20 protein-coding genes and 2 pseudogenes are annotated in these 22651 nt (G+C 35.3%); 13 read left to right on the top strand and 9 right to left on the bottom strand.

What is annotated here, in order from left to right; translation table 11 throughout:
- Positions 1-56 precede the first annotated feature (56 nt).
- The 3 genes and pseudogenes from ABWU73_RS06480 to ABWU73_RS06470 all read left to right on the top strand — a co-directional run bounded on the left by ABWU73_RS06480 (position 57) and on the right by ABWU73_RS06470 (position 2124).
- A complete protein-coding gene (locus tag ABWU73_RS06480; protein WP_264711491.1) occupies positions 57-353 on the top strand; it encodes a DMT family transporter in 297 nt (98 codons plus the stop codon).
- Between the two features lie 16 nt (positions 354-369).
- Positions 370-714, top strand: a complete 345-nt coding sequence (locus tag ABWU73_RS06475; protein WP_006279756.1) for a DMT family transporter — start codon at positions 370-372, stop codon at positions 712-714.
- 266 nt (positions 715-980) lie between these two features.
- Positions 981-2124: pseudogene (locus ABWU73_RS06470) on the top strand (transposase).
- Between the two features lie 141 nt (positions 2125-2265).
- Here the strand turns inward: ABWU73_RS06470 and putA are convergent.
- The 3 genes from putA to secB all read right to left on the bottom strand — a co-directional run bounded on the left by putA (position 2266) and on the right by secB (position 8644).
- Complete coding sequence (gene putA / locus ABWU73_RS06465) at positions 2266-5406, bottom strand: bifunctional proline dehydrogenase/L-glutamate gamma-semialdehyde dehydrogenase PutA (protein WP_264329767.1); 3141 nt, start codon at positions 5404-5406, stop codon at positions 2266-2268.
- A 134-nt stretch (positions 5407-5540) separates the two neighbouring features.
- Positions 5541-8126 (bottom strand): aconitate hydratase AcnA, encoded by a 2586-nt coding sequence (gene acnA / locus ABWU73_RS06460; RefSeq protein ID WP_209472702.1) that lies wholly within the window; start codon positions 8124-8126, stop codon positions 5541-5543.
- Positions 8127-8140: 14 nt separating this feature from the next.
- Positions 8141-8644, bottom strand: coding sequence for a protein-export chaperone SecB (gene secB, locus ABWU73_RS06455; RefSeq protein ID WP_006279761.1), 504 nt, complete (start codon positions 8642-8644; stop codon positions 8141-8143).
- Positions 8645-8808: 164 nt separating this feature from the next.
- On the opposite strand from secB, the gene ABWU73_RS06450 reads away from it, so the two are divergent.
- The 10 genes and pseudogenes from ABWU73_RS06450 (at position 8809) to ABWU73_RS06405 (ending at position 15794) form a co-directional block, all read left to right on the top strand.
- Complete coding sequence (locus tag ABWU73_RS06450; RefSeq protein WP_010962367.1) at positions 8809-9459, top strand: Tim44/TimA family putative adaptor protein; 651 nt, start codon at positions 8809-8811, stop codon at positions 9457-9459.
- Positions 9460-9476: 17 nt separating this feature from the next.
- Positions 9477-10172: a DNA polymerase III subunit epsilon gene (gene dnaQ / locus ABWU73_RS06445; RefSeq protein ID WP_010082574.1), complete on the top strand. Its 696-nt coding sequence runs from the start codon at positions 9477-9479 to the stop codon at positions 10170-10172.
- Between the two features lie 44 nt (positions 10173-10216).
- Complete coding sequence (locus ABWU73_RS06440) at positions 10217-10825, top strand: SCO family protein (RefSeq protein ID WP_010962368.1); 609 nt, start codon at positions 10217-10219, stop codon at positions 10823-10825.
- A 30-nt stretch (positions 10826-10855) separates the two neighbouring features.
- Positions 10856-11116, top strand: coding sequence for a hypothetical protein (locus tag ABWU73_RS06435; protein ID WP_010962369.1), 261 nt, complete (start codon positions 10856-10858; stop codon positions 11114-11116).
- A gap of 517 nt (positions 11117-11633) precedes the next feature.
- The gene (gene gyrB / locus ABWU73_RS06430; RefSeq protein WP_341810206.1) at positions 11634-14021 is read left to right on the top strand and encodes a DNA topoisomerase (ATP-hydrolyzing) subunit B; all 2388 of its coding nucleotides are present in this window, start codon (positions 11634-11636) and stop codon (positions 14019-14021) included.
- Positions 14022-14114: 93 nt separating this feature from the next.
- Complete coding sequence (locus ABWU73_RS06425) at positions 14115-14372, top strand: hypothetical protein (RefSeq protein ID WP_010962372.1); 258 nt, start codon at positions 14115-14117, stop codon at positions 14370-14372.
- Positions 14373-14718: 346 nt separating this feature from the next.
- Positions 14719-14982 carry a transposase gene (locus ABWU73_RS06420; protein ID WP_010082386.1) on the top strand — a complete coding sequence of 88 codons (264 nt, stop codon included), beginning with the start codon at positions 14719-14721 and terminating at the stop codon, positions 14980-14982.
- Between the two features lie 51 nt (positions 14983-15033).
- Positions 15034-15240 (top strand): annotated as a pseudogene (locus ABWU73_RS06415) (IS3 family transposase); the annotation flags it as partial.
- Positions 15241-15364: 124 nt separating this feature from the next.
- Positions 15365-15640, top strand: a complete 276-nt coding sequence (locus ABWU73_RS06410; protein WP_353285480.1) for a DDE-type integrase/transposase/recombinase — start codon at positions 15365-15367, stop codon at positions 15638-15640.
- Complete coding sequence (locus ABWU73_RS06405) at positions 15630-15794, top strand: IS3 family transposase (protein WP_080717620.1); 165 nt, start codon at positions 15630-15632, stop codon at positions 15792-15794. The genes ABWU73_RS06410 and ABWU73_RS06405 overlap by 11 nt, the downstream gene beginning before the upstream one ends.
- 165 nt (positions 15795-15959) lie before the next feature.
- Here ABWU73_RS06405 and ABWU73_RS06400 read toward each other — a convergent pair whose 3' ends face one another.
- The 6 genes from ABWU73_RS06400 to ABWU73_RS06375 all read right to left on the bottom strand — a co-directional run bounded on the left by ABWU73_RS06400 (position 15960) and on the right by ABWU73_RS06375 (position 22633).
- Entirely contained in the window at positions 15960-17285 is a 1326-nt protein-coding gene (locus tag ABWU73_RS06400; RefSeq protein WP_264339118.1) for an IS4 family transposase, read from the bottom strand.
- 178 nt (positions 17286-17463) lie between these two features.
- Complete coding sequence (gene ispG, locus ABWU73_RS06395; RefSeq protein WP_070356735.1) at positions 17464-18744, bottom strand: flavodoxin-dependent (E)-4-hydroxy-3-methylbut-2-enyl-diphosphate synthase; 1281 nt, start codon at positions 18742-18744, stop codon at positions 17464-17466.
- Between the two features lie 25 nt (positions 18745-18769).
- Entirely contained in the window at positions 18770-19390 is a 621-nt protein-coding gene (locus tag ABWU73_RS06390; protein WP_264329770.1) for a TRP75-related protein, read from the bottom strand.
- 196 nt (positions 19391-19586) lie between these two features.
- A complete protein-coding gene (locus tag ABWU73_RS06385) occupies positions 19587-20084 on the bottom strand; it encodes a hypothetical protein (RefSeq protein WP_264329771.1) in 498 nt (165 codons plus the stop codon).
- A 155-nt stretch (positions 20085-20239) separates the two neighbouring features.
- Positions 20240-22354: an FtsK/SpoIIIE family DNA translocase gene (locus ABWU73_RS06380; protein ID WP_264329772.1), complete on the bottom strand. Its 2115-nt coding sequence runs from the start codon at positions 22352-22354 to the stop codon at positions 20240-20242.
- Positions 22355-22633: a YggT family protein gene (locus ABWU73_RS06375; RefSeq protein WP_006279515.1), complete on the bottom strand. Its 279-nt coding sequence runs from the start codon at positions 22631-22633 to the stop codon at positions 22355-22357. It abuts the gene before it with no gap.
- Positions 22634-22651: the final 18 nt, after the last annotated feature.

Here is a 22651-nt window from a genome sequence, read left to right as displayed (position 1 = left end):
CAATTTCTGTTACAATACAAGATTGAAATGTTACGAAAATGTGCTGGTTGTATTTGTTGCTGTCTAGTATCCTAGAGATACTGTGGGCTGTAACGCTAAAGTTTAGTAACAGTTTTACTAAAGTTGTGCCTTCGATTGCAACATTGGTAATTATGATCATTAGCATTTACTTTTTATCTCTTGCAGCATGCTTTCTACCTATTAGGGTATGCTATGCAGTTTCCTCTGGAATATGCACAATTGGAATAACTATAATTGGTGCAACCACTTTCACAGAGAATATTAATTTATCTCAAGTTTTATGTATCGTTTTAATTGTAATAGGAAGCATAGGGCTGAAGCTCTCTATTTAAACCTAAAAATTTATGCATGAATTGGATATATTTACTCTTATCGTCACTAATTGAAGTGTTCTGGGTCATAACACTTAAGCATAGTTATGGATTTACTCATCTCGTACCATCAATAATTAGCATACTCTCCATGGCTCTTAGTACATATTTACTTTCGCTCGCTACACGTTCTATACCTATCGGAGTATGCTATGCAATTTGGACTGGAGTGGGCGCTATAGGAGCTTCGATACTTGGAGTTTACCTATTTGATGAACCAGTTAATTTATTCGAAGTAATATGCTTTATTTTAGTTACATTCGGGATTATAGGATTAAAATTGTTTGATACTGCAAAACAAACTGTTGATAAAATGGAATAAAAGATCCCACTGGGATGAAAGAAGCAGATACTCCATATTGTCATGCAAATTGGAATCCAGACTTTTTTCTATATAGCATGGTGAAGACGGGAAACCGTAACCGTTCACACAATGGCGTCAACTTAAGGAAAAATGTCAGAGATTGTGTATAAAATTTCTCTCCAAATTTTTTATCATTAAATTATCCAAAGAGTGCAAGGGACAGCACTTTTGTTTCTATTTTATTGCAACAAAAAAGTTTAAAATGTGTCTTTTTTAGGTGAAACATGCAAAAAGGAAAAAACCTTATTCTACAAATTAAAAATGCAATATACTCGAAAACTTTTCAGAAAATCCATTGTGTTGAGTTTTACACGAACAAGAAAACTTCCTTTTTCGACAGTATTTTCTATGATTTTAAAGTTAGTTAAAAAAAGTTTGGGAATAGAATGTGAACTTATGGAGCCATTGACATGTACCCTCAAAGCAAGCTTTTTCTAAAGCAAGGTATAAGATTTGCCATACAGGCTTTCAAGAATTTAAGCATCCAAACAGCCTATCAGGATGAACCTGAGTTGGAGAGGCTATAGACTTATTGCAGCAGATGGTTCTGGTATGAGATTACCCAGCTCTGGGGAAATTGTATCCGAGTTTGAACCAAATGGAACAACAGGCACCATTGGCAATTTGTTTGTTGATTTGTGTACTTCGCTGATTTGTAGTGCTCGTCTTGCAGCTTGGAATATAGGTGAACAAACGTTGGCGGCAGAGCAATTACCCGAAGTTATCACTCAAATGCGTTTATTAAATCAAGAGAAATTATTATTTATCTATGATCGTCTTCAGTAAAATTCATTCAGCAGCATTATGATTTGGAAGTAGATTTTATTTTTTGCTTGCAAAAAAGAAATTATAGTAAGCTATGGGAACGCTGGCGAATTAGATTTTGATTTTATATTAGAAAATGAAAAGCTAAAAAATAAAATGAAAGGACAGAAAGTAAGAGTTATAGTGCTGACATTAGCCAACTGAGAAACAGAGTTTTTGACCGAGACTTTGGAGCAAAGCTTATGTGTTAAGGTGGCACATAGAGGAGTGCTATAAACGACTCAAAGTAGGAGCAGAGTTAGAGAATTTTTCTGGAGAGGCTGTATTACAAGAATTTTGGGCAAACTTGGTCATGTGCAATATATTATCGCTTCATATGTGTGATGCACAAGGGCCCTGGAACCCAGATCAAATTACTGAGTATCGTTTAAATTTTTCAGTTTTATTTGGTGTAATGAGGCAGAAACTCTATCAGGTACTTATTGCGCCAAAAAACTTTCAAGCCCTTTTTAAGTATACGCGCTAAAGTTAAAATCCGACCGGGACAGCCGCAATAAAGTAGATAAGCCTAAACGCCATCATGTCTTTAGGAGAGTTTGCTAATGAAAATTCTTAAGTTGACGTCATTGGCTGAATGGATACGATTTATTTCAGTGCATGAGCTGGTCCTTTTCGGATTTTAGCGCTGTGTACATAACTGCACGAACGTCTAGTTTAGGGGTAAGAAAAATTAGGGCCTGCAAATTAATCCAAACACATAAGTGTAGTGTTACCACCAAATGCTGTAGTGTTAACACTTACAACTTTTTCTGTAGAAAAACGCTGTAAATAATGAGGACCACCAGCTTTTGGCCCAGTGCCAGATAGTCCTCTACCACCAAATGGTTGTATCCCAACTGCTGCACCTATCTGGTTACGGTTGATGTAGACATTTCCAACTGATATTTTTTTACTTATAGTATCAATTTGACTTTGTATACGACTCTGCAAAGAAAACGTGAGTCCATATCCAGTACTATTTATATCACTTATAACTTCATTTAATTGTGACTTGTTAAAACGTATGATATGTAAAATAGGACCAAATACTTCTTGCTTTAATTGCGAAATTTTTTGTATTTCATAAATATATGGAGGAAAGAAATAACCATTATGAGAATTTGTATCCATGGGTACTTTAAATAACAGATTTGAATCTTCGTCCTCTGACATTTTTTGCGTATGTTGAGTTAGCATATCGATAGATGCTTTGTCAATTATTGGACCAATATCAGTACTAAGTTGTATTGGGTCACCAATCTTGAGTTCTTGCGCTGCACCGCATATCATTTTTATCTGCTTCTCTGCTATGTCCTCTTGAATAAACAGCACTCTAAGTGCAGAACAGCGTTGACCAGCGCTGCGAAACGCAGAAAGCAAAACATCCGTAGTCACTTGCTCTAAGAGAGCAGAGCTATCAACTATCATAGCATTGAGCCCTCCTGTTTCAGCAATAAATGGCACAATAGGACCATCCCTATTTGCAAGCATTCTATTAATTATTTGAGCGGTTTGTGTTGAACCAGTAAAAGCTACACCGGAAATTCTATTGTCTGGAACTAATATTTTGCCTAAATATCCACCATCCCCAGGAATGAGGTGTAACACATTCTTTGGTATCCCAGCTTCATGTAGTATCTTAACAGCTTCGTAGGCAATAATCGGCGTTTGCTCTGCCGGTTTTGCCAGCACTGCATTACCTGCTGCAAGTGCAGCTGAGACCTGCCCAATGAAGATAGCGAGCGGAAAATTCCATGGTGATATGCATAAGAAAACTCCTCTGCCTTCAAAAAAGATGAAGTTATCTTCACCTGTTGGGCCCGGCAATTTTTTCCAGTCGCTCAGTTCATTTTTTGCTATCATTGCATAATAACGCAGAAAGTCGATTGCCTCTCTTACTTCTGCTATTGCATCGGATAAAATTTTTCCTGCTTCCACAATCAGAATGTAAATTAACTCTTTCATCCTTTCCTCAAGCAAATCTGCAGCTTTTTCAAGGCATTTAGCGCGCTCTTCTGCTGAAACATTCTGCCACTTAGCAAAAGCACTATGTGCTATTTCAAGAGCGTTTAAAGCTTGATCGCTTGTTGCACTTGACACTTCTCCAATTACATTTTCCAAATGTGCAGGATTCACTACTTCGATAAATTCAGCATTATCAAATAGTGCTTTTCCATCAATTATTGGTCCAATTTGCCACTTTTTTTCACTAAAACCCTTTATATCATCTGCAAATTGTGAGACTATCACAGAATCACTAATATCCATCCCCAAGGAATTTTTTCTTTCTGGTCCCAAAATATCTTGTGGTAATGGAATGCCTGGATGAGGTTCATAATTAAAATTTATAGCTTTTTCCAGTGGATCTGAAATTAACTCATCGATTTTAACGTTAGGATCACTTATTTGATTAACAAACGAACTATTAGCTCCATTTTCAAGAAGGCGTCTTATAAGATAAGGCAACAAGTCACTATGTTCCCCAACGGGTGCGTAGACACGACAGCTAACATTTGTTGCAAGCTCTGACATTGCATAATCATATAAGTCTTTTGCCATTCCATGTAAGCGTTGAAATTCAAATCCAGGGTGGTTTTTATCAGCAAGTTCCATGATAGAAGCAAAAGTATAGACGTTATGAGTTCCAAAGCATGGGTAAAAGCTGTTTGGTTTACTCAAAAGTTTCTGTGCGCACACGAGGTAAGATACGTCAGTATAGCTTTTTCTTGTAAATACTGAGTAATCATTTAATCCCAATTCTTGCGTACGCTTGATTTCTGAATCCCAATATGCACCTTTTACAAGCCTCACCATAATTTTGTGCTTTGATCGGATAGCAACATCTTCAACAAAGTCAAGAACAGATAAAGCACGTTTTTGATATGCTTGTACAGCCAAGCCGAGCCCTTCCCACTCAGAAAGTGATTCATCAAGCCGTAATTGTTCAAACAAGATTAAGGAAATTTCAAGCCTTTCTGTTTCTTCTGCGTCTATGCATAGTGAAATGTTGTATTTTTTTGCCTCGCGGCAGAGCTCTAAAACCTTAGTGAATATCTCACCAGCAATTCGGCCAAATTGACTAAATTCATAACGTGGGTGTAAAGCAGAAAGTTTGATTGAAATTCCATGGGATTTAAAACAATCATTTATTTCAGTGGATTCACCTATAGCTTTTATTGAGTGCATGTATGAATTAAAATACTCTTCTGCATCCTCAGTTGTGTGAGCAGCTTCGCCAAGCATATCAAAAGAGTATAAAAACTTACTATTGTCATCTAGTTTTGCGTACCTTAAAGCTTCTTCTATGGTTTCTCCAACAACAAAATGATTACCAAGCATAGACATTGCTTGTTTTACTGCTTTGCGAATGATCGGTTCTCCTAAATTCTTAAGTAACTTAGAAATTGCGTAATAGAACTTCGAATCGCCTTCATTATCTCTCAATATACTGCTACCTATCATTAAACTCCACGTGGAAGCATTGACGAACAATGAAGAAGAATATCCTAAATATTTACTCCATTCTTGATTGGCAATTTTATCTTTGATTAGCTCGTCTATTGTATAATCATCTGGTATTCTAAGTAGCGATTCAGCAAGGCACATCAATGCTATTCCTTCATCATTGGAAAGCGAGTATTGCTGCATAAAGGAATCTACAATACTTAATTTATTGTGTTTGATTTTTTCAATAACTTGTTTTGCAATATTATAAATTCTATTTTTTGAATCAGCCGAAAGCTCTGCTTTTTCTACAAGATAACGTATATAACTCTTTTCATCAGTACGATAAAATCCTTGTAAACGTTTTCTGAGTTCATTAGGTTCTTGTATAGAGCTTATCATATATAATTATCTCCAAAAAATACTCCGACACCATATGTATGGTGAAATTATATCATAACTTTGCGCAGAGCAAATTGCTATTTACAAAGGGATCAGGGCTGGCTAAAAGAAGTCCATGCAATAACTTCACTAAATCAAAAAGATTGTGCAAGTATGTAGCTCAACACTCCACCACACATCAAGTATTTAGTCTCAGTTGCGGTTTGTACACAGCATTTGAGTTGAATTGATTGCTTTGAATTATCCTTTCTTTTGATGATGCATTCTAGATTTCCACCTGGCACTATTTCACCTTTTATGCTTATTACCTCGCTACCATCAAATATCTTTCTGGTTATTCCATTTTGGAATATAAGTGGAAGAACACCCATGCCGACCAAGTTGGACCTATGTATACGCTCAAAGCTTTCTGCAATGACAACTTTAACCCCCAACAATAAAGTACCCTTTGCTGCCCAATCCCTACTTGAACCTGTGCCATACTCCTTTCCTGCCACAATGATGAGAGCTTCCTTGTAGCGCATTGCTGCATCAAAAATCGACATAGTTTCTTGAGAAGGAATATATTTTGTATAGCCGCCTTCGATGCTTACCATTTCATTTTTTATTCTAATGTTAGCAAAAGTCCCACGCATCATTACATTGTGGTTACCACGACGAGACCCATACGAATTAAAATCCTGTGGCTCAATTCCAAGATTTTTTAAATATATACCTGCAGGACTACTTGAGGCAATATTTCCAGCAGGGGAAATGTGGTCAGTGGTTACGCTATCGCCAAACATTGCCAATATTTGTGCACCTTTTATATCGATTTTATTATTTTTAGGTGATAAATTATCAAAATAGGGCGGATTTTGTATGTAAGTGCTATTTGCATCCCAATTATAGATTTCACTTTTTTCACACTTTATCTTTCGCCAATGTTCATCACCAGAAAAAACATCCTTATACTTTTGTATAAACATCTCACGTGTTACCACATTTTTAACACAATCTTCGATTTCATTGTTTGTTGGCCATATATCCTTGAGATGGACGTCATTTCCATTCTTATCTTTGCATATTGAATCTTTTGTCAGATCAATTTGCACAGTACCAGCAAGTGCATATGCAACAACAAGTGGCGGAGATGCCAAGTAATTAGCTTTGACTAACGGATGAATTCTTCCTTCAAAGTTACGATTGCCAGATAAAACTGCAGCAACGGTTAAGTTTTTGTTTTTAATGCCATCTTCTATATCTTTATTAAGTGGACCAGAATTCCCAATGCAAGTTGTGCAACCATATCCAACTAGATTAAAACCCAAAGCATTTAGATCTACCTGCAATCCAGACTTTTCTAAATATTCTGTTACAACTTGTGACCCTGGAGCAAGAGAAGTTTTAACCCAAGGCTTTGATTTTAATCCAAGTTTAATTGCATTACGAGCTACAAGACCTGCAGCAATCATCACACTTGGATTAGAAGTATTAGTGCAGCTTGTTATTGCTGCAATAACTACACTTCCATCTTGGAGTTTATCGCTTTCCTTTGACTCATTAACTAAAAATGATTTAGAAAAAGACTCTGCCACTTGTGAAAGAAAAACCTTATCTTGTGGTCTTTTGGGACCAGCCATTACTGGCTCCACGCTTGATAAATTAAGCTCTAGTGTGTCAAAAAATGCTAACTCGTCACTACTACGCCACAGTCCTTGCTCTTTCGCATAAGCCTCAACTAGCTTAATCAGCTTTTCTGGCCTTCCGGTTAAGCTTAAATAATCTAGCGTTTTTTGATCAATTGGAAAAAATCCACAAGTTGCGCCATACTCCGGGGCCATGTTTGCTATAGTGGCTCTATCTGCCAAAGATAAATAATCTAAACCATCACCATAAAATTCTACAAACTTACCAACAACGCCTTTTGTTCTTAGGATATTGGTAACCATCAGCACTAAATCGGTCGCAGTTACTCCTTCCGACAATCTGCCAATTAATTTAAATCCAACTACTTCTGGAATCACCATACTAATTGGTTGACCAAGCATCACAGACTCAGCTTCTATGCCTCCAACACCCCAACCAAGAACTGATAATCCGTTAACCATTGTAGTATGGCTGTCAGTACCAACTAAAGTATCAGGATATATGACTCCATCATTATTACACACAACTTGCGCTAAATATTCAAGATTCACTTGGTGGCAAATCCCTGTGCCAGGCGGCACTACTCTAAAATTTGTGAAGGACGATTCTCCCCACTTTAAAAATTGATATCTCTCCAAATTTCTTTTTACTTCTAACTCAACATTCTTACTGAATGCGGAAACACTTCCATAACTATCTACTTGAACAGAATGGTCAATCACAAGATCAACCGGTACAGACGGATTTATATTGCTTGGGTTTCCTCCATTTTTCTTAACATAGTCCCGCATTGAAGCTAGATCAACAACAGCAGGAACCCCTGTAAAATCTTGCATCAACACCCTTGCTGGTTTATAGCTAATTTCGTGATTAGTGTGTTTATTAACGCAGTCTGCTAGTACTCTTATGTCATCTAGCTTTACGTTTACTCCATCTTCATTGCGCAATAAACTTTCAAGCAGAACCTTAAGTGAGCAAGGCAATTTAGTCACATCTATTCCTAAAAATTCACTAGCACTACTTAGGCTAAAATAGTTGTATGACTTCCCGTCAATGTTTAAAGTCGTTTTTGCATTTAAAGAATTGTTCATCCTATCACACTATATTAGTTAAAATTGGAATTACTACCGTTACTTTTTTGTTGTTGACCTTGCTGCTCATACATAGTTTCAAAATCTATAGGATCTAGCATCAGTGGGGGAAATCCACCACTACTTGTAACTCTTGCAATTATTTCTCTTGCAAAAGGGAAAAGAAAAGTAGGTCCGCCAATAAACAAAGCTTGTCTTACCTCTTCCTCACTCAACTCTTTTAAATTTTCTATTGAAAAAATGCCACAATATTTCGTCTCACAAATGAAAGCTACACCATCTTTTATGCCTTCATCTTTTACCGTTGCTTTGACTTCTATATGCAAAGTAATTTCATGAAAAGATTTTTCTTCATTCACTTCTTCTTTGTTTTTCGTCCCTTCTAATTTTGCTGAATTGATATTAACCATTACATTAATATCTGGAGCTTTACTAGAAGAAAGGAATGGCGAATTCGGATTCTCAAATGATAGATCTTTAACATATTGACCGTGAATTCTCATTTTTTGTTGTGGCATTTCTTACGTCTCCTTTAATTAAGTTGAGATATTTAATACTTTCTTATATAATATATTCATTTACAAACGAATAGCAAACCTGATTATAAGTTGATATGAAAAACATATTTTCATTAATAATTAATAATGTTCGGATACTTTATATGCCAAGGAGTTGAGTTACTATGATAGAGCTTGTAATATATGCTTTATTAGCGGCGTTCATTTTTTCACGTTTGTATAATTCTTTAGGAAGGTCAGCCAACCTCAACCTAAAAAAGCTAACTAATGTATTGGATGTAAGCCGAAGTAGAGAAGATGTAGTAGAAAACATTGAGGGTTACATTGATAGCAATGATGAAAATTCAATAAAAGTTACTTATAAACAAATATTAAAAAAAAACAAAGATTTTTCTATTTCCCACTTTATAGAAGGTTCAAGCATAGCTTTTGAATTAATAATAAAATGTTTCAATCAAGGAAATTTGTCTCAGTTAAAACCACTTCTCGATAAAGACTTATATGATAATTTTGCAGAGAAGATTAAACATCGTAAAGAGGTGCACGAGTCTATAATTGTTTCTATCGTTTCACAAAAGATTTTAGAAATAAAGCTAGTAAAAAACGCAGTGTTTATTGCAGTATATTTCCTTTCAGAGCAAATTAACTTCGTTAAGAACAATGAAGGAGATATAATATCAGGTAGTACATCCACTATTAATAAAGTTGAGGATGTATGGCAATTCAAAAAAAATGTTAATTCATCAGACCCAAGCTGGTTGCTTGTTTCTATTCACTATAAAAAGACAAGTAACGATAAGACAAATGATAAGTAAGATGAGTTTTATTTGAAATGGAAAGCAAGCTACGCGAAATAGTACTTGACACTGAAACGACAGGTCTTGACACTGAATCTGGTCATCGAATTATTGAAATAGGGTGTGTGGAATTAATTAACCGCATTCCAACAGGTAAAGTATTCCATCGGTACCTTAACCCAGAAAGAGATATACCTTATCACTCGTTTAAGATTCACGGTATTAGTGAAGAATTTTTAGAAGATAAACCATTATTTTCAGATGTTGCACTTGAATTTCTTGACTTTATATCTAATGATATTTTGGTAATTCACAACGCTGAATTCGATGTTAAGTTCCTTAACATGGAGTTAAGCAAGCTGAATGCTAGGTTAATTTCCTCAGACAGAGTGCTAGATACATTACCTCTTGCGAGGAAAAAATTCGCAGGATCACCTGCTTCTTTGAATGCATTATGTAAGCGTTTTGATATATCGCTAGAGAATAGAGAATTGCACGGAGCACTAGTTGATGCTCAATTGCTTGCAAAGGTATATGTTGAACTTACAGGAGGGTTACAAACCTTTCTGTTTGATAATGAATGCAATCAGGACAGTAACTCCACATTCGTTCAGCATAAAGTACGTAATCTAACTCCCAGAGAACATTTACCAAATAGTGAAGAAATTGATGAACATAAGAAACTGTTAGACAAAATTAACAATACACTTTGGAATAAATATATTGAATAGGTTAACCAATAAAGATACAATTCAATTTTACTGAGAGCATTCTAATGGTAAGGTTTATAAGATTATTATCTAATGTGCTAGCAGCATTAGCAGTTGTTTTTTTAGGTTATTGTTATTTCACTAAAAAAGGCATATTTGCCCCAGCAGCGATTCACAACGCAGAAGTTAAGATAGGCGGAGATTTTTCTTTAATTAATCAGGACGGACAGATCTTGCGCAGTAGTGATTTTAAAGATAAATACATGATGATTTTCTTTGGGTTTTCCTCATGCAAAAGAATTTGCCCTATGAACCTTGGAATAATTTCAGAAACACTTGCAAAGTTAGATGAGAAAACTAACAACAAGCTACAAACATTCTTCATCACAGTCGATCCTGAGCGCGATAGCACGGAAAGACTTAAAGAATTTCAGCAGCAATTTGACCACAGAATACAAATGTTAACTGGTGAAAGAGAAAAAATAGACGAAGTAATTGCAAAGTATAAAGTATATGCTAGCAAAGTTGGTGGAGAAGAAGAAATCAACCATTCTTCAATAATGTACCTTATTGGCCCTGGAGGAAAATATGTTACACACTTTGCAGCTGATTTAAATTCAGACGAAAGTCAATCTGATAAGATTTTGGCTGAGATAAGAAAATACGTAAACTGAATTATAGATTTTTCTGTTAATTAGTCGAGCATGCAACTGCATGAGCATTATGATTTGAGAGCAATCTCCATGGGAAGACACACACAACTGTACGAACGTTGTAGTTTGGGAGCAATTCCCACCAGTGGGGTGTCATCCCAGTGCCCAGACACTGGGATCCAGCTTCTATGCAACTTAATTAAAAACGTTTGTTTTAGCGTAAGACAACTACCTTTAGCTCATCAGCTCAGTTATAAGCAAAATTTCTGGATTCCAGTGGGCTTTGTTGCATCGCTACTTATGAAAGGCTAACTATAGTTAGGATTATAAGTAACCTATTGAAAATCTTGTTTTTTTGCAATCAATCTGATCAAATTTAAGAATAGTAATTTATTATTTACATTAATAAATTTAATTCTATTGAAAATAGCTAAAGCATTGAAATTCTTGAATTTTAGCCGGATTAGTGAGTGGTAGTGAAATTTCTTTTACTCAAATTTAGGTATTCACTGACCGTTCTTGTTATAAATACCAGAATAATAAGCTACTGATATTCTCCATCTTTTTTATCTTTAATCCATCATAGCTAGCGATGCAACAAAGCCATTCCAGTGTCAAGCACTGGAATGACATCATCTGTTGTGCAATTTACCTTCAAAAATGAATGTTCGTACAGTTATGGAAGACACATTGGAATGACACTATTTGCTGTCTTCAAAAATAAACATTCGTAAAGTTGTGCTTTTAATATGGGTTATCAGTTTAAAAATGTTGCTAATCAGCATATATGAATGTAATATTAATTAACATTCATAAACGAAGCAATACCATGGAAAATAGTTATAATGCCGATGCAATAAAAATCTTAAGGGGTCTTGATGCTGTAAGGAAACGTCCAGGTATGTACATTGGTGACACTGACGATGGATCTGGCTTGCACCACATGGTATATGAGGTTGTTGATAACGCAATAGATGAATCTTTAGCTGGATATTGTGATCAAATTGAAGTTAGCATAAATAAAGATGGTTCAGTATCTGTAACTGATAATGGTCGTGGCATTCCAACTGACATTCATGAAGAAGAAGGAATATCAGCAGCAGAGGTAATAATGACTCAACTCCATGCTGGTGGTAAATTTGACAGCAATACCTATAAAGTTTCTGGGGGATTACATGGTGTTGGAATCTCAGTTGTGAATGCATTATCAAGCTGGTTGGAATTAATTATTTGGCGCAATAAGAAAGAACACTTTATGCGTTTTGAAGATGGTGAGTCTATTGAACCTTTAAAGGTAGTCAACGAAAATACAAACAAAAGAGGAACTAAAGTCACGTTCATGCCATCAACAGAGACTTTTAATGGCATTAATTTCAGTTACTCAACGCTTGAAAGTCGTATAAGAGAATTAGCATTTTTAAATTCAAATATCGACATTACTTTACGTGATCTGCGCAATGAACCATATACAGAATCTCATTTCAATCAGAGCAATCAATCTAAAGACAATTTTGGTACAGCAAATTTTGTGCAGTATTTAGATAAGAATAAGACACATGTAACTAAAATTGCCAGTATGAAAGGAGATGCAGAAGATCTTGGCATCAGCTTGGAAATATCGATGGAATGGAATGATTCCTACTATGAGAATATGTTGTGTTTCACTAATAATATACGGCAACGAGATGGTGGTACGCATTTGGCAGGATTTAGATCTGCACTAACTAGATGTATCAATACCTATGCAACTAATGAAGGGTTTTTAAAGAAAGCAAAAGTAAATTTAACTGGAGAGGACGTTAGAGAAGGTTTAACTTGTGTTTTATCTCTTAAGATGCCTGATCCTAAGTTTTCTTCACAAACAAAAGATAAACTAGTTAGTTCTGAAGCACGTGCAGTTGTAGAAAGTATAGTTTCTGATAAATTGAGCACAATCCTTGAAACTGATCCCAAATTGGCAGCAAGCATAGTAGAAAGAGTAATCAGGTCAGCAAAAGGAAGAGAAGCTGCAAGAAAAGCGCGCGAGCTAGTTAAAAGCAAAAACAATATTGATATTGCAACTCTGCCAGGAAAGCTTGCTGATTGTCAGGAAAAAGCTCCTGAGTTATCGGAATTATTTATAGTAGAGGGTAATTCAGCAGGTGGTACTGCAAAGCAGGGGCGTAATCGTAAAACACAAGCAGTGCTTGCCTTAAGAGGAAAAATTCTAAACGTAGAACGTGTAAGTTTAGATCGTATTTTTTCATCTGCAGAAATAGGCTCTTTAATTACTGCAATTGGTGCTGGAATAGGGAGTGAACACTTCGATATTGAAAAAGCTAGATATCATAAAATTATCATCATGACAGATGCAGATGTTGATGGTTCACATATAAGAACTTTGATTCTAACTTTCTTTTTTAGACATATGCGTGAAGTTATTGAAAAAGGTTACTTATACATAGCACAGCCACCCCTCTATAAAGTTACAAAGAATGCCAAAGACACTTATATTAAAGATGACGAAACTTTTGAAGAGTATATAATAAACTCAGCAGTTAAAAGATTAACACTAAGTGGTACAGCTACAGAATTTAACAACTTGCGCCTTATTTTGAATAAATGCGTTAGCACTTCTAATATTAGCAAAAATTATGATAGAGAAATACCACAAAATCTCTTAGAGTCATTGCTAATTTTAAGTAAAAAGAATGCTCTATCATCGGCTGATGAGATATTAAAGTATTTGAAGTTAATGTACAGCGAATACACTTGGGAAGTGGAAATAAAAGATGAAGAAAAAGAAATTCATATCTCTAAATTGTTTCAAGGATTGGCAGACAAATATATATTTGCACTTAGTATGCTTGAAGGCAAAGATATGCAAAACATATTAAGTTTGCTTGATGGTATAAGTAATTTATTTAATGGTGATTCATTTTTAAAGTCACAAGAAACTGAAATAAGAATCACTTCTCCAAGTACGCTTGCAAAAATAATAATGGACTATGGTAAAAAAGGTTTAACTCTGCAGAGATTTAAAGGTCTTGGTGAAATGAATGCTGATCAGCTATGGGATACTACGTTAAATCCTGAGGCTAGAACTTTATTAAAGGTTGAAATAAAAGATTGTGAAGAAGCTGATTCCATATTTTCAATATTAATGGGTGATATAGTTGAACCACGCCGTGATTTTATTAATAGCAATGCACTTAATGTGCATGATGTTGATATTTGAACTTTTAGCAAAATGTACGAACGTTACGGGTTTAAGCAAAGACTGTGTCATTCAAGTAGCTGACACTGGTTCCTTTATAACGGTGTCATTCCAGTGCTTGACACTGGAATCCAGGTTGCTCACAAGCAAACTAGCATAGAAAGTGGTTACAACGTTTTCGATGAGATTGCAGAAAGGCTGGATTCCAGTGTCAAGCACTGGAATGAAAGCAGTCCTACGTCATGCCGCGATTCATTCGCGGTATCTCTAGATCCCGCTAACAAGCAGCGGGATGACGGTTGTCAGGGTGTCATCCCACTACCTTCTCCTGTCATCCCAGTGCCTCCCTCCCCTGTCATCCAAGTAGCTTGACACTTGTATCTTTATGATGTGAGGCATTAGAGCTAAAATACCTCACAGGGAGGGTGAAGCTGATGCAACGCTAATGCCATTAAGGCCGAATCCCAGATTTTGCTTCCCTCCCATAGAGTTATAGCTCTTCTCATAATAATCCCAATAAGGTAAGAATGGATTTATGGTAGAGGGGTTTGTATGCCAGCAGCGTATAGTTACGACTTAAGGAAAAAAGCAATGGAAGCAATGGAAGCATTGGATGAAGGAGAAAGTAGAGCAACTGTTGCCAAGTGACCTTACCCAGAAAAAGTGGAGAGAAAGAAAGGAGTTTTTTCGGGTAAAATAAAATTTTGGAGGATTAGAAATGGCAAGAGAATATACGGCAGAATTCAAATTGGAAGCTGTTAAACTGGCAAATGAACAAAGAAAGGCAGGTCAAACAATTACAAAAATAGCAAAGGATTTAGGAATAAAGGGTGGTTTATTAGGAAAATGGATAAAGAAACACAACGAAAAAAAGTCGGCAGCAGATGCATTTCCAGGTAGAGGTAACATGGCTCCTTACGACAAAGAGAGGTTTGATTTACAAAGAGAGTTAGCAAGAGTAACAAGGGAAAGAGACATTTAAAAAAAAGCCCTGGCCAGTCAAAAAGAGTAAAATATTTTTTTATAAAAGAGCATAGTAACTGCTATAAAGTACAGGAATTATGTAGGATTTTCTGCTAGTGGCTACTATAAGTGGACCACAAGAAAAATAAGCAGTAGAGAATCAGCAAATAAAGAGCTACTCGCAGCTATTCAAAAAATATATCAAGTTTCTAAATGTAGATATGGAGCTCCTAAAATTCATGCTGAATTGAAGGCTTTGGGTAAAAGTTGCAACTTAAAAACAGTGCAAAGTATTATGCAGAAAAATGGTATTCAGGCTATATTGAGAAGAAAATTTAAAATTAAGAAACAACAAACGGACAGTAGAGTCGTAGCTCCCAATATATTAGACCAAAACTTTATTGTCGATCAACCAAATAAAGTATGGGATTACTTATATAAAAACCAAAGAAGGATGGCTATATTTGGCAACAATAATCGATCTATATTCACGCATGGTAGTTGGCTGGTCAATGAGCAGTTCAATAAATAAACAATTGGTTATGGACTCTTTATTAATGGCCGTTGACAAGCGTAAACCTGCCAAAAATCTACTATTACATAGTGATCAAGGTTCACAATATACTTCGCAAGGTTATCAATATCTCTTATCCATAAAAAACATAGATGAGTTATAAAGGTTGTTGTTACGACAATTCTGTTGTGGAAAGCTTCTTCAGTTCTCTAAAAAGGGAGTTACCAATAGACACCTCTCGGCACTCTAAACAGCATATCAAAACTGCTATATTTGAATATATAGAAATTTTTTATAACAAACAACGTCACTATTAACTATTGCATTCCTGAGCATTTTGATTCATCATTCTCTTTGTGAAAAACATTCCAAACTTTCTCTCCACTTTTTCTGGGTAAGGTCAGTCAAACCTCCATTTTTTTTATATCAATTTATTACTTTTTTTTCGGTTTGACACACTTTTTTGAACCATACGCGTCAAGTTAAGAGATTGTGAGCAAATTTAGAGAGGTTAAAGTGGATACTCTAGCCCTTCTACGTTTGTCTTTTAATGAAAATCGCGACCAAGTTATAGTGAGTTTTTTAAGAAATGCTTTTAAACTATTAATTTTGGTTAATACTAAAAATAACTCTCTAACCCGCCTTTTTAGCTCAATAAATGCCTTTGTTAAGCTAAGTTCTGTATTCTTTTTCACTTCTGTGCAACCAACTATGCCGTGAAATATAAGAATTGCGCACAATTTAGCATATAGTTCACATAATACTCTGCATGGCTTTCCTTTTAGCTTATCAAGCCTGATATGGCTTTTATACAATTTAAATAATAACTCAATTTGCCACCTTACTCTGTAAATCGTTAATACTTGCTCAGCACTAATTTTATTTTCTGGAACATTAGTTATAAATATTGACCAGTTCAACAATTTTTGATTTCTTTTAGAGGATGTATATCCCTGCGATCTTGCTAATCTATTAGCTTTCCTTCTTCTGGCCATAGACTGTTCTTCAGTTAGTTTCTGACATATAATTCTTACTCTAATTTTTGCTTCTTTTCCTAACAATACCTCGTTTTCTAAAAATAACTTATCCTCTAAACATTCTAATAACTCCATTTTTTGATTTGTTTCTACATCATATATGTTGGTATCGGATTTATAACGACTTATGAAATAAGCTCCTATTTCATTGATTTGTTTAAAAGAACTTGGCACAAAATAACCGAGATCAGATATTAGCAAATCATTGCTTAATATATTACTTAAATGTTTCCTATATCCCTGGTCTGATCTTACCCCCTCCGTTAAATTAAGTTGGTCTATTATCTGATTCATGTAGTCGAAAACTAATTGTAACTTTATTCCAGACTTAGTATTGCTTTCATAGCCACTGTAGCTAGTACCATAACCTTTATACATCTCTTCCATACTGTTAGGTAGAGTAATATAGCTACTGTCCAATAATTTAACACTATTAAATTGCTGTAAGATTTTGCAATCAACTTGCAAGATATTTTTAAAGAGAATCACAGATTCATTATACATCCTTTTCATAAATTCCACTGCTTCTTCAGTAAATCTAAAATCCAAACCTTGTTTTGTTATATCTATCGAGTCCTCGTTTAGTAATTGACACATTGTTTCTACGCTACAATTATCAACTCCTATATTACCCAAGACCATGGCTTTTACGAATGATGAACCTTTTAGCTTTCTCTTTCTTTTTATAAACCTTGTTGTAATTGAGATTTTCTCTGCTTTTTCATTAAAAAATTCTTTGAGCTTTTTTGATAAGCAAGTTATTTTATTCATTGGTTCTCTCACTAAAAGTATATCTGGGAGAACTTATACCTTATTATTCTATCTCTTTCATACCTTTATTTCCTTAACTTGACGCGTATGCTTTTTTGAACATTCCCAACGAAAAAAGAAAAACAAGGTTTAATTTTCTTTTTTATTTGCGATTTATCTATTAATTAACCGTGAAAGGTTATGTGTAATGCTTCTTCACATAATTATCAATAATTGCCTTAAATTCTTCAGAGACATTATCACCTTGTAAAGTTTTGAAATATTTGCCGTTTTTGTAGACTGCTGAAACAGGTTTTTCTCCATATCCAGGTAAGCTGATTCCCAAATTTGCGTGTTTGCTTTCTCCAGGACCATTTACTATGCATCCCATAACAGCAATGTTCATATGCTCTACACCTGGATTTTTTTTCTTCCACATCGGCATATGAGTTTTTATATAGCCATTCACCTCTTCAGTTAATATACGAAAACGATCGCTACTCGTGCGCCCACAACCAGGACATGAATTAACCTGAGGGTTAAAGTGTCGCAAGCCTATAGACTGCAATATTTCCTGACACACCACCACTTCATTAGTACGCGATTCACCAGGACGTTGAGTCAAAGAAGCCCGTATTGTATCTCCAATGCCATTTTGCAATAAATAAGTAAGCCCTGCTGCGGTATTTACCACACCTTTATTGCCCATACCAGCCTCAGTTAAACCCAAATGCAGCGCATAATTGGAAGATTTTGCAAGTGCCATATAAACTAAAATTAAATCTTGTACTTTGCTAACTTTACATGAAATGATTATTTTGTTTGAATTTAGACCAATTTCTTCAGCTTTTTTTGCACTATCAAGAGCAGACATTACAAGTGCTTTGCGCAGTATAACATCAGAAGGCCTTGAATTACTAAGCGAAGAGTTTTCATCCATCAATTTTTGCAAAAGGTATTTATCAAGACTACCCCAATTTACCCCAATTCTAACCGGAAGATCGTGCATTATTGCATACTCTATCACCCTTTCAAACTTCTCATCACGTTTGTCGCCAAAGCCTATATTGCCTGGATTGATTCTAATTTTACCCAGCATTTTGATGTTGTCTGGATAATCTTGAACTAATTTATCTAGCTCATATTGACCGCAGCCTACCAATATTTTACCGTCAAAACCTTCTTTATTTATCTCTTCTACTATATAAGGTATTGCTCTTGCTACCTCCTCTGAGTTCAAGGCAATTCGCACCAATTCTGAACCTGTACGCGCTAGTTCTGTTATCTCTTTTGCATAATGTTTTGCGCTACTTTTTATATTATCAGCATCTATATGCACGCCAAGCGCCATAGATTGTACAACTACAGGATTATTTCCGCCTATCTTTACTTTTCCAACTTCTACAACATGAGTTTTGTGCCTGGAAATCTGCGATAATTCATATGTATTATCATTCAATATCAGGTCTTTATCTAGCATATTATTAATGGCCAATATTGTGATACTATTTTACTGTGTCAGCTACACTGCCAAATGAACTTGAACCATTCAAACTATAAGCATCTACGTTATCCAAATTAGCAATAGAATCATGTGAGCACGTTCTTCTTGATGGAGTTTCTTTTATAGTGACATTTATAGGAGAAACTTTCTTTTCTCGTGTTGAAGTAACTTTCTTCTCTTCTTGTTGTTCACTTTCATGCTGCTTATTTTCATACTGGAAAACTGACTCTTGATCTATAAATACAGCACCCCTTAAACGTGCGATATTAATACCATGCTGATTTATCATAGTGCTCTCTTCATCGTCGACTATGCAAGCTTCCATGTCATTTGGCTCATTATCAAGACTAGCAATTTTTTTCTCTTTTAATTTTTTGATTAGATCTTCTTTATTTATAGCTCGATCTTGTAATTTTTTTTTCTTGAGCAATTCCCTACGCTTCTCATACAGTTTATATGACTCAGCAAAATCCTCATCTGTATGAAAGTTTGCACCACCAGGGTTACCAGGAGGTATGTATCTCTTACTGAGCTTAGATTTAGCTTCAGCACTATGCACAGTAAAAAAGCTAGAAACCAAAAACATTAATATAAACAAAATTTTAGAAAAAATCCTAAGCATATGGTGCTATAGTAAATATCGTGTTTTAAAAGATAGCAATTAACAAACTTTAAGTAAACCAGAATCTTTACTAACTTTACAATACAAATATTTTTCTAAAAAGTGATATATTTACTATCAAAAACCTACATAGGCTAAGAAAAGAGGAAGGTGTTACAAGTTGTGTAACACCTCCTCAAGAAGAGTGTTATGCAGCTTAGTCTGGAATGCCTAAGCTATTTTGTTGCGCTTGAGTATCAACTTTATCATTAAGTTTTGTGTCTGGTGTATCTTTAGACAAGTTCTTTTCTTTCTCCCTTTCACACTTAACTCCCTGATAGATGCAGAATGCAACAAAAGAAGCGACCGCTATTGCGGCAACAGCACTGACTATGATACAAGTTGCCATTATTTTTTCTTGATCTGCTACTGCTTCTGTAAGTGTTTTCACTTTTTCTTCTAAACCTGTGAAGTTTTCTTGCAAGCCTGTAAGCTTTTCTTGCAAACCATCGAATTTATCGTTCAAACCGTCGAATTTACCTAATAGCTCTTTAAAATTTCCCGTGAATTCACCCGACAGTTTGATTACTTCTTGTTCCAAACCTGCGAAGTTCCCTGATACCTTCTCTAGTTCTCCCACTCTTTTTTGCAATTCTTCTATTGCTAACTTATCAAGACCCTTAAAATTATACATAATACGTTCCCACAAAGACATTTTTAACCTCCTAGCTAATTAATATATTATAATTTTACATTCCAAATGTTTAAATTATTATTAAATTAACTGTCATTATGTATTGACCTTTTAATAATTTTGTTTGACTTGCTTTTTGAAAGTGCGGAAACTTAAATTAAGGTATTACAAGATTGTTATTCAACCAATATCTCTCTTTTCCCTGAGTAATTTGGAGCGCTGACAATACCTTCCTTTTCCATTCTTTCAACGATGTTTGCTGCTCTGTTATAGCCTATTCTAAGCTGCCTTTGAATGTAACTGGTTGAAACTTTTTGATCTCTTTGAATGATGGCCACTGCTTGGTTATAGAGGTCATTTTCTTCATCCTCCGTTTCATCGTGTGACTCTGTAGAAGAATTTTCATCTTCTTTAGTGATTTCCTCCATGTAGTTTGGCTCACCTTGCATTTTCAGATGATCAACTATATCTTGCACCTCATTATCACTTACAAATGGGCCGTGAACTCGAATGATCTTACCACCAGAGGCCATATAGAGCATGTCACCCATGCCGAGCAATTGTTCAGCCCCTTGTTCGCCAAGTATTGTACGGCTATCTATCTTAGAAGTAACAGCAAAACTGATTCTCGTTGGAAAGTTCGCCTTTATCACACCTGTGATCACATCCACAGATGGGCGTTGTGTTGCCATTATGATGTGTATTCCTGCAGCACGAGCCATCTGAGCTAAGCGTTGAATAGAGCACTCTATTTCTTTGCCGGCAACAAGCATCAAATCTGCCATTTCATCCACGATCACTACAATATATGGAAATGTTTCCATCTTGATTGGTATTTTTTCAAACAGAGGTTTGCCTGTTGTTGAGTTAAAGCCAATCTGCACAACGCGCTCCAATTCTATTCCACTATTCATCGCTTCTGTGATTTTTTGATTATAGTTTATAACATTGCGTACATTCAAATACGACATCATGCGATAGCGGTTTTCCATTTCTTTCACGATCCACTTAAGAGCGACTACAGCCTTTTTTGGCTCTGTTACTACTGGCGTTATTAGATGTGGTATTGCATCATATATTGAAAGCTCAAGCATTTTGGGGTCGATCATTATCATCTTGCATTCGTCAGGACTTAATCGATAAACGAGTGAAAGAATCATAGTGTTAATCGCAACTGATTTACCAGACCCTGTGGTTCCAGCAACGAGCAAGTGAGGCATTTTAGTTAGATCTGCAATAACTGGTTTTCCACTTATTTCTTTGCCAAGCGCAATTGGAAGATTTAAGTTTGCATTTTGGTATTCTGGTGATTCAAGCAAATCACGCAGCATTACAATTTCCCGTTCCTTGTTCGGCAACTCTATTCCCATAGCATTTTGCCCACGAATTATTGAAATACGTGCAGAGAGTGCACTCATCGAACGTGCAATGTCATCTGCAAGGCCAATTACTCTTGCAGATTTCGTACCAGCTTGTGGTTCAAGTTTGTATAAAGTCACAACCGGCCCATAGCATACACTGATAATTTTTCCTTGCACGCCAAAATCACTCAGGACTTGTTCCAGCAGAGATAAATTTTTATTGCTCTCCATTTCATTCAGCTGTTTTCTCTGCAAAGACTCCTCTGCTTTGGAAAGTAAATGAATGCTTGGAAATTCGAACTCACTGAAAATTTCTTTGGTGGCTTTTTTCTGTCTTTCTTTTGGTTGTTGTTTAGTAGTGATTTTAGTTTTATGTTTTTCTTCTACTACTAATGGTGCAATTGAATACTCAGTAGTTTTATGTGATCTGAAGAATGGAACATTTACAAATAAGCAAGCTATTTTTTTACATAAGAAGAATAGAGAGTAAATTGCTCTCTTCCAACCAACAGATCCTACAAGACCTATTAATGTTACTATCACAAATACATAAAACGGGCAGTTATTAACGAGTGCATTCCCTATTATTCCACTGTGTCTGTACCTTGCTGTGATGCCTAGCGAAAGTTGTGGTAATATAGCACATACCCCTAAATTGATTAATATTAAATAGAGAATTTTCAGCAGTATTTTTGCTGACCTGAAGATCAACAAGTAAACTATGGTTGTAGCTATTGTAACACTAGTTAATCCAAGAAATTGAACCAATATATCAGCTAAATATGAACCTACTATTCCACCTAAATTTGTCACTTCCTCATTTGTAGCTGTGTTTAAGGAAGGATCTTTATAGTTATAGCTAAAAACTGATATATATATATATATTAAAAGGGATAGATATATTGCTGATTTTAGATATTTTTTTAACATCTACCTAAAGTAGTAAGCTACTGTATATTTTACAAAGTGAATTGTTATTAGCAATATCATTATAGATAAATCTAATCCGTTGAACGGTGGTATATATCTTCTAATAATCTTTAGTGGTGGATATGTCAATTGGTTCAAGATGTGCATTATGCTACTGACAGTTTCATTATATATGTTCACCATATTAAGTTTAACCAGCCAGTTTAGGACAACCCAACATATTAGAATGAAGCTATAAAGATCAAGTAACGTATTGAGTAGATATATGATTGGATGCATACATATCTATTACACGAA

Origin of the sequence: Wolbachia endosymbiont (group A) of Andrena helvola (genome assembly GCF_964028415.1) — a bacterium.
Classification (GTDB): domain Bacteria; phylum Pseudomonadota; class Alphaproteobacteria; order Rickettsiales; family Anaplasmataceae; genus Wolbachia; species Wolbachia pipientis.
Note: the sequence above shows the minus strand (reverse complement) of the source record. Positions and strands in the feature narration are given on the sequence as shown.

What these genes read in the sequence shown, in the direction of transcription:
- ABWU73_RS06475 (WP_006279756.1), top strand. Translation starts at nt 370, where the DNA reads ATGAATTGGATATATTTACTCTTATCGTCACTAATTGAAGTGTTCTGG.
- putA (WP_264329767.1), bottom strand. Translation starts at nt 5,406, where the DNA reads ATGATAAGCTCTATACAAGAACCTAATGAACTCAGAAAACGTTTACAA.
- ABWU73_RS06380 (WP_264329772.1), bottom strand. Translation starts at nt 22,354, where the DNA reads ATGTTAAAAAAATATCTAAAATCAGCAATATATCTATCCCTTTTAATA.
- dnaQ (WP_010082574.1), top strand. Translation starts at nt 9,477, where the DNA reads ATGGAAAGCAAGCTACGCGAAATAGTACTTGACACTGAAACGACAGGT.
- ABWU73_RS06440 (WP_010962368.1), top strand. Translation starts at nt 10,217, where the DNA reads ATGGTAAGGTTTATAAGATTATTATCTAATGTGCTAGCAGCATTAGCA.
- ABWU73_RS06375 (WP_006279515.1), bottom strand. Translation starts at nt 22,633, where the DNA reads ATGCATCCAATCATATATCTACTCAATACGTTACTTGATCTTTATAGC.
- gyrB (WP_341810206.1), top strand. Translation starts at nt 11,634, where the DNA reads ATGGAAAATAGTTATAATGCCGATGCAATAAAAATCTTAAGGGGTCTT.
- ABWU73_RS06435 (WP_010962369.1), top strand. Translation starts at nt 10,856, where the DNA reads ATGCAACTGCATGAGCATTATGATTTGAGAGCAATCTCCATGGGAAGA.
- ABWU73_RS06385 (WP_264329771.1), bottom strand. Translation starts at nt 20,084, where the DNA reads ATGTCTTTGTGGGAACGTATTATGTATAATTTTAAGGGTCTTGATAAG.
- ABWU73_RS06390 (WP_264329770.1), bottom strand. Translation starts at nt 19,390, where the DNA reads ATGCTTAGGATTTTTTCTAAAATTTTGTTTATATTAATGTTTTTGGTT.
- ispG (WP_070356735.1), bottom strand. Translation starts at nt 18,744, where the DNA reads ATGCTAGATAAAGACCTGATATTGAATGATAATACATATGAATTATCG.
- ABWU73_RS06450 (WP_010962367.1), top strand. Translation starts at nt 8,809, where the DNA reads ATGATAGAGCTTGTAATATATGCTTTATTAGCGGCGTTCATTTTTTCA.
- ABWU73_RS06405 (WP_080717620.1), top strand. Translation starts at nt 15,630, where the DNA reads ATGAGTTATAAAGGTTGTTGTTACGACAATTCTGTTGTGGAAAGCTTC.
- secB (WP_006279761.1), bottom strand. Translation starts at nt 8,644, where the DNA reads ATGCCACAACAAAAAATGAGAATTCACGGTCAATATGTTAAAGATCTA.
- ABWU73_RS06420 (WP_010082386.1), top strand. Translation starts at nt 14,719, where the DNA reads ATGGCAAGAGAATATACGGCAGAATTCAAATTGGAAGCTGTTAAACTG.
- ABWU73_RS06400 (WP_264339118.1), bottom strand. Translation starts at nt 17,285, where the DNA reads ATGAATAAAATAACTTGCTTATCAAAAAAGCTCAAAGAATTTTTTAAT.
- acnA (WP_209472702.1), bottom strand. Translation starts at nt 8,126, where the DNA reads ATGAACAATTCTTTAAATGCAAAAACGACTTTAAACATTGACGGGAAG.